We start from the raw sequence: 7,006 nt of genomic DNA on the forward strand, positions 1-7,006 counted from the left end.
CGGCAAGCGCAGGCTCCGAGGAGGAAACGTGACCACGCTGGATGAGGTGGCCGAGCGCCTTTCCCGGTACCGCCCCCCGTCGGGAAGAACCGTGGCCCCGGTGCGGGCCGCGGTGGCCCTGTGTCTGCAGGAGCGCCCGGAGGGACTCGAGGTGCTGTTCATCGAGCGGGCCCGGTGCGACGGGGACCCCTGGTCCGGGCATCTGGCATTCCCGGGCGGGCGGATCGACCCCGGCGACGCCGACCCCCGGGCCGCGGCCGAGCGGGAGACCCTGGAGGAGCTGGGGCTCGACCTCGCCCGGGCGCGCTACCTCGGCACCCTGGGCTCCCACCACGCCGAGCGGCTCCCGGTGGTGGTGTCGTGCTTCGTGTATGGCCTCGGCGGGGATCCCGTGCTGCGCCCCAACCACGAGGTGGCCTCCGCATTCTGGGTTCCCCTGGCCCACCTCGTGGACCCGGCACGGCACCTGGTGAAAACGTTCCGGTTCGGGGGCAAAGACTGGGCCCACCCGGCCGTCCAACTCCTGGGGCCCGGGCGACCGGTGCTCTGGGGCATCACCTACCGGCTCGTGGAGCGGTTCTGCCGAGCCATGGGCCTGGCGTTTCCCGCCGCCCGATCCGAAGGCGCCGCGGCGCCCTGAACCGGCGTTGGCCCCGAGGAGGAATCCGGTGGAGATCCCCTTCGTCAAGATGCACGGGCTTGGAAACGACTTCGTCGTGGTGGACTGCCGCGACACCGACTGGGGGGACTGGTCGCGCCTCGCCCCGGCCCTGGCCCACCGCCGGTTCGGGGTGGGCTGCGACCAGGTGCTCCTGGTGCGGCGCTCGGACCGGGCCGATCTGCGGATGGACATCTACAACGCCGACGGCTCCCGGGCCGAGATGTGCGGCAACGGCATCCGGTGCTTCGCCCGGTACGCGCGCGACCGCCTGGGCTGGCGCGGCGAACGCCTTCAGGTCGAGACGCTGGCGGGGGTGGTGGTGCCCCGGTTCGTGGGCAAGCTCGTCGAGGTGGACATGGGGGAGCCCGCGTTCGACCCAGCCCGGATCCCCGTGGAGGCCGAGGCGCCGGTGCGGGAGGCGCCGCTGCCCATGGACGGGCCCGACGTCAAGGTGACCTGCGTGTCCATGGGAAACCCCCACGCCGTGGTGTTCGTGGACGACGCGAAAACCTACCCGGTGGAAGAGATGGGCCCCCGGATCGAACGCCATCCCTGGTTCCCCCGGCGAACCAACGTGGAGTTTGTTGAGGTGCTCGGGCCCGACCGGATCCGGATGCGGGTGTGGGAGCGCGGGGCCGGGGTGACCCTGGCCTGCGGCACGGGGGCCTCGGCCGCGGCCGTGGCGGCCCACTGGACCGGACGGACCGACCCGGAGGTCACGGTGATCATGGACGGTGGGGAACTCGAGATCCGCTGGGACCGCGCCTCGGGTCGGGTGTTCATGACCGGCCCGGCCGTCGAGGTGTTCGAGGGCGTTTACTTCGCAACTTCCCGCTAGGACGCTGGGAGGCTGGGAAGCTAGGACGCCAAAATCATTTGTGATTCCAGCGCCAGCGAGTGTCCCAGCCTGTGGGAGCGGCTTCCAAGCCGCGATACGATCCTTTCGGGCTTTGGGCCCGGATCGCGGCGGGGCGAAGCCCTTGCCGGCCCCGCCCGCCTCACCCCCTCGTCCGGATGTAGCCCCACTCCGAGAGTCGACGAAAACAGTACTCCGCCATCGGCCCCTTGCGGACCTTCTGGAGGACGGCCGCGTACTCCTTGGCCGCGGCCTCCCGGTTTCCCTGGGCCTCGTAGTTCCGGCCCCGGAAGAACGCCACCGTGGGCTGCCCCGGCACGAGTTTTTCCGCCACCGCCAGGTGCTCGAGGCTCCTGCCGTGCCGGCCCGCCTCGAAGGCCAGCACGCCGGCCGTGAACCGCGCCCGGAAGAGCTTTGGGGCCAGGGTGGCCGCCCGTTCGGCCGACCGGAGGGCCTCGTCGAGCTTTTCGGCCTTGGCCTCGGCGGCCGCCCGGAATGCCCAGATCAGGGCGTGCCCCGGCGCCAGCTCGGTGGCCTCCCGCAGCAGCCTGAGGGCCGCGTCCACCTTTCCCTTGGCCAGGGCCTTTCGGCCCTCGTCCATTTTGGCGTAGGCCGGAGCGACCTTCCGAAGACCTGCCGTGGCCTTTCGGAACGGCTCGGCCCGGAGCCGCTCCGGGGTCTTGAGTCGCGCCGGCTGCAGCCCGGCCATCTCCCGGGCCCGGGCCAGGCGCTCCGAGGTCAGGGGGTGGCTCAGAAAGAGCGCCTCCACGGCCGAGGGCTCCCGGTCGTGGCTCGCCTTCAGGATCTCCATCACCTGGACCATGCCCTCGGGGTTATAGCCGGCCGCGGTCATGTACTCCATGCCGAGCTCGTCCGCCTGGCGCTCCTGGTCGCGGCTGTACTTCATGAGCACCAAGTTCGTGGCGAGAAGCCCCCCCTGGGCCAGGAGCTCGCCCCCCTGGACCCGGGCGGTTTCCAGGGCCACGAGACCGACGGTGGTCAAGACGCCCGCGAGCACCTGCCGGGTGTAGCCCGCGGCCTGGTGGCGGGCCGCCACGTGCCCGATCTCGTGGCCCAGCACGGCCGCAAGCTGCGCCTCGTTCTCCATGCGGGTCAGAAGCCCCCGGGTGATCGAGATCTTTCCCCCGGGCAGCGCGTAGGCGTTGATCTCGGAGGCGTTCACCACGTTGAACTCGTAGGGGAGGCCAGGCCGGTGGCTCAGGGCCGCCAGCCTCCGGCCGACCTCGGCCACGTAGGCCTGGAGGCCCGGATCGGGAAACTCCCCCTCGGAGATCTGGGTGTAGACCGGATAGGCCTCCTCGCCCATGCGCAGCTCCTGCTCCTCGGCCAGGAGCACAAACTCTTGCCGTCCGGTCACCGGGTTGACGGCGCACCCGGCGAGGAGGAGCATGAGTGCGGCGCCGAACCCCAGAGCTCCCCCAAAGCGCATCGATGATCGCCTCATCGTTGGAACCCTCCTTTCCCGCGCTCGCCGCCGCCCGGGCCTACGCGGCCCTGGAGGCGGCCGTGCGCGACCGGATCGACCGGCTCACGGCCCGGGTGTGCCCCGGCTGCCCTTCGCCGTGCTGCCGGTCGTGCTACTGCCGCAGAACCTTCGAGAACCCCTGGTACCGGTCGGTCAACCGGGTGGCGGCTCCGCTCGCCCCGCCCCCGGACTGGCGCAGGACCCGGCACCCCTTCGGCCTGGGCCCCCGGGGTTGCGAGATCCGCGCCGGGCGGTATGTGTTTTGCTACAGCTACAACTGCCGCCGGCTCCTCGGGGCCCTCGAGACCCGGGAGGCCCGCCGGGCGTTCCAGGCCCTGTCGGACCTCCTTCTCCACCCGAACCGGCTCCCCGACGGCCGGCTGCTCCACGAACTGGGCCCCGGGGCCCGGCTTTCGGGGGGCGACGTGGAGGAGATCGGCCGCCGGGTGGCCGAGGCCCGACGGGCCCTCTCGGCCCTCGACGCCTCCGGCATGCTAACGCCGACCCGCGGGCGGCTCAACCCGGCTTCCCGTACCCCCTGATCGGAGACGCTCCATGCCCGAACGCTTCTACGACCGGCCGCCGAGCCTCTACTACCGCCAGAAGTACCACGGCCTCATCGGCATCCAGTCCAAGGTGCCGATCCGCGACACCTCGGTGCTCTCGCGCCTCTACACCCCCGGCGTCGGGGCATGCTGCCTCCAGGTGGCCGACGACGAGGACGCCTCGTTCGAGCTCACCTGCCGGGGCGACAGCGTGGCCGTGGTCACCGACGCCTCGGCCCTCTACGGCATCGGCCGGGTACCCCCCGAGGCCGCGCTTCCCATGCTGGAGGCCCGTGCCGTGTCGTTCAAAACCTTCGCGAACATCGACGCCTTCCCCTTCGCGGTCCGGGCCGCCAACCCCGACGACCTCACCGAGATCGTCCGACTCCTCACCCCCACGTTCGGCGGGGTGGTGCTCGACGACATCCGGGCCCCGGACTGCTTCGCCGTGGAGTACCGGCTGCGGCGGGCGCTCCCCATCCCGGTGTTCGACTCGGACCAACACGCCACCGGCATCGTGGTGGCCGCGGCCCTCCGGAACGCCCTGAAGGTGGTGGGCAAGCGCCTGGAGGAGGTGAAGATCGTGATCGCCGGGGCCGGGGCCTCCGGGGCCGGCACGACCCGCCGGCTCCTGCGCCTGGGGGCCCGGAACATCGTGCTGTGCGACACCCGGGGCGCCCTCTACCCGAGCCGGCTCGAGCACATGAACTGGGCCAAGATGCTCCTGGCCCGGCGCACCAATCCCGGGGGGCTCCGGGGCCCGTTGGAGGAGGTGATCCGGGGCGCCGACGTGTTCATCGGCCTGTCGTCGGGGGGCGTGCTCACGGCCGACATGGTCCGGTCCATGGCCGAGCGGCCCATCGTGTTCGCCCTGGCCCTGCCCGAGCCCGAGATCGGCCCCGAGGAGGCCGAGGCCGGCGGCGCGGCCGTGTACGCCTCGGGCACCAGCGTGTTCCCGGTGCAGATCCGCTCGTCCACGGTAACCCCCGGGTTCCTGCGGGGCTGCCTGGACGTGCGGTGTGCCGACATCAACACGGCCATGCTGAACACCGCCGTGGACGCGATGGCGGGCCTCGTGCCCGAGCGCAAGCTCTCGGCCCACCACATCCTGCCCGATCCCCTGGATCTCCTGGTGGGGCCCGCCATCGCCGAGGCCGTGGCCCGGGCCGCCGTGGACTCGGGCCTCGCCAAAACGGCTCCCCCGCCCGGGGCCGTGGCCGAGCGGCTGCGCACCTTCCTTTACGAGGGCGACCGGGCCTGGTACGAACTGGGGCCCCACGCCCGGGTACCGCGGGGCGCCGGGGTCGAGGAGGAGGCCCTGGCCCTCCACCGCAAGTACCACGGCTGCGTCGGGGTCACCCCCAAGATCCCGATCCGCGACGAGCACATCTTCGTGGACCTTTACTCCCCCAAGGCCGCCGTGGAGCCGGCCCGGGAGATCATGGCCCACCTGGCGCGGGTTTACGACTACACGGCGAAGGCGAACCTGGTGGCCGTGGTGTCCGACGGCTCGGCCGTCCTGGGGTTTGGGAACATCGGGCCCTGGGCCGCGCTGCCCGTGATGGAGGGCAAGGCGATCCTGTTCAAGACCTTCGGCGGGGTGGAGGCCTTCCCCCTGTGCCTCGCCACCCAGGAGGTGGACGAGATCGTGCGGGCCGTGGAGGCCCTGTCCCCGGCCTTCGGCGGCGTGAACCTGGAGGACATCTCGGCCCCCCGGTGCTTCGAGGTGGAAGCGAGGCTCCGGGAACGGCTCGACATCCCGGTGTTCCACGACGACCAGCACGGCACCGCCGTGGTGGTGCTGGCCGGGCTTCTCAACGCCCTGGAGATCGTGGGCAAGCCCCTCGACGGGGTGAAAATCGTGGTGAACGGCGCCGGCGCGGCCGCCCTTGCGGTGACGCGCCTCCTCCTGGACGCCGGGGCCCGGAACGTGATCGTGTGCGACCGGACCGGGGCCCTCTACGCCGGGCGGAAGAAGGGCATGAATCCCTACAAGGAGGAGATCGCCCGCCGAACGAACCCCGACGGGGTCAAGGGCGGCCTGGCCGAGGCCCTCCGGGGAGCCGACGTGGCCATCGGGCTCTCGGTGGCCGGGGCGTTCACCCCCGAGACGATCCGGTCCATGAACCCCGGGGCCGTGGTGTTCGCCCTGGCGAACCCGGTGCCCGAGATCCTGCCCGACGAGGCCCGGGGGGCCGGGGCCGCAGTGGTCGCCACCGGCCGGAGCGATTTTCCCAACCAGGTGAACAACTGCCTGGCGTTCCCGGGGATCTTCCGCGGGGCCCTGGACGTCCGGGCCCGGGAGATCAACGAGGCCATGAAGATCGCGGCGGCCCACGCCATCGCCCAGGCCGTGCCGGCCTCCCAGAAGGGGCCCGACCGGATCATCCCCGACGCCATGGACTTCACCGTGCCCCCCCGGGTGGCCGAGGCCGTGGCCCGGGCCGCCCGGGAGACCGGGGTGGCCCGCCTCGACCTCGACCCGGCCGAGGTGGGCCGCCGGCTCACCGAGTACATCTACGAGGCCCAGATGCTCGGGGCCGAGGAGGCGGCGGCGGACCAGGCCGCCTGCATCCTGCCGGGTGGCCCGGAGGTCGACGAACCCCCGACCTAGGCCTCACCAAGGCGTCGCCGGGGATCCGGCAAGGCTTCCGCCGGCAGGTGTAAGGAACCCTCCGGCCCCGGGACCCAAGTGGAGGGGGGAAGGAGGCGTGCCATGGAAAGAACGCTTCGGTGGACCGCGGTGGGTTTCGTCCTCGGCGCACTCGTCCTCTCGGCCTGCGCCGGGGCCCGCCCCGGCCCCCGGACCCTGCCGCACTGGATCGAACTGCGGGTCGAGGTGGCCGACCCCTACCCCGTGCTGGTGGGCCCGATCGAAACCTACCAGTATCTTCCCGTTGGCGCGGACCTCCGGGCCTCCCTGGAGCAGTGGGCGGGGGCGGTGAACCCTCCGGCCGGGGCGCGGCTCACGGTCACCGTGCAAGACCTTTCGGCGGGCTACGACGAGGTGGGGGCCGGGCCCCCGGCCGAACCCCTGCGGCTCGCCTCGCTTCGCCTCGCGGACCTCGAACTCGACGGCGCGGACCTCAGCATCCCCGAAGAGATCCGAAAGAGCCTGCAACTCGTGGCCGGGATCCGGTTCTCCGCCCCGGGCGGGCCGCCCCTGGAGCGGACCGAGACGATCGAGGCCACCCGGGTGGTCCGGTGGGAGGAGTACGACCGGTGGGCCTACGACTACCGCCCCGTATGGGGGCAGGCCCTCCGGGACCTCGTGACCCGCCTCGACCGGATGGCGGAGGAGGCGGGGTGGGCCCGAGCCAAAGCGAGGTAGATGCTGTGCGGACCAGTGGGAGCGGTAGGGTCCCCTTCTACCGTTGGCGGAGAAACTCCTCCACCGCAAACCCCGCGTCCCGTGCGATCTGGCGGAGAAGGATCGGGGAAATGTCCCGCCCCTTGTG

At 72.1% G+C, this 7,006-nt stretch carries 6 protein-coding genes; 5 read left to right on the forward strand and 1 reads right to left on the reverse strand.

Features of this window, described 5'->3' with window-relative positions:
- Positions 1 to 28: 28 nt before the first annotated feature.
- Together ACYQ8L_RS07860 and dapF are read left to right on the forward strand one after the other, a co-directional pair.
- Positions 29 to 640 (forward strand): NUDIX hydrolase, encoded by a 612-nt coding sequence (locus ACYQ8L_RS07860; protein ID WP_459941229.1) that lies wholly within the window; start codon positions 29 to 31, stop codon positions 638 to 640.
- A 34-nt stretch (positions 641 to 674) separates the two neighbouring features.
- Positions 675 to 1,499, forward strand: coding sequence for a diaminopimelate epimerase (gene dapF / locus ACYQ8L_RS07865; RefSeq protein WP_459941237.1), 825 nt, complete (start codon positions 675 to 677; stop codon positions 1,497 to 1,499).
- A 160-nt stretch (positions 1,500 to 1,659) separates the two neighbouring features.
- On the opposite strand, the gene ACYQ8L_RS07870 is transcribed toward dapF, so the two are convergent.
- Positions 1,660 to 2,982 carry a M48 family metalloprotease gene (locus tag ACYQ8L_RS07870; protein ID WP_459941230.1) on the reverse strand — a complete coding sequence of 441 codons (1,323 nt, stop codon included), beginning with the start codon at positions 2,980 to 2,982 and terminating at the stop codon, positions 1,660 to 1,662.
- On the opposite strand from ACYQ8L_RS07870, the gene ACYQ8L_RS07875 reads away from it, so the two are divergent.
- The 3 genes from ACYQ8L_RS07875 to ACYQ8L_RS07885 all read left to right on the forward strand — a co-directional run bounded on the left by ACYQ8L_RS07875 (position 2,970) and on the right by ACYQ8L_RS07885 (position 6,879).
- The gene (locus ACYQ8L_RS07875; protein WP_459941231.1) at positions 2,970 to 3,545 is read left to right on the forward strand and encodes a hypothetical protein; all 576 of its coding nucleotides are present in this window, start codon (positions 2,970 to 2,972) and stop codon (positions 3,543 to 3,545) included. The genes ACYQ8L_RS07870 and ACYQ8L_RS07875 overlap by 13 nt on opposite strands.
- Before the next feature lie 13 nt (positions 3,546 to 3,558).
- Positions 3,559 to 6,162 (forward strand): NAD(P)-dependent malic enzyme, encoded by a 2,604-nt coding sequence (locus ACYQ8L_RS07880; protein ID WP_459941232.1) that lies wholly within the window; start codon positions 3,559 to 3,561, stop codon positions 6,160 to 6,162.
- A gap of 102 nt (positions 6,163 to 6,264) precedes the next feature.
- On the forward strand, positions 6,265 to 6,879 hold the full coding sequence (locus ACYQ8L_RS07885) for a hypothetical protein (RefSeq protein ID WP_459941233.1): 615 nt from the start codon (positions 6,265 to 6,267) through the stop codon (positions 6,877 to 6,879).
- Positions 6,880 to 7,006 lie beyond the last annotated feature (127 nt).

It is taken from the genome of Deferrisoma palaeochoriense (genome assembly GCF_054656955.1).

What these genes read in the sequence shown, in the direction of transcription:
- ACYQ8L_RS07875 (WP_459941231.1), top strand. Translation starts at nt 2,970, where the DNA reads ATGATCGCCTCATCGTTGGAACCCTCCTTTCCCGCGCTCGCCGCCGCC.
- ACYQ8L_RS07870 (WP_459941230.1), bottom strand. Translation starts at nt 2,982, where the DNA reads ATGAGGCGATCATCGATGCGCTTTGGGGGAGCTCTGGGGTTCGGCGCC.
- ACYQ8L_RS07880 (WP_459941232.1), top strand. Translation starts at nt 3,559, where the DNA reads ATGCCCGAACGCTTCTACGACCGGCCGCCGAGCCTCTACTACCGCCAG.
- ACYQ8L_RS07885 (WP_459941233.1), top strand. Translation starts at nt 6,265, where the DNA reads ATGGAAAGAACGCTTCGGTGGACCGCGGTGGGTTTCGTCCTCGGCGCA.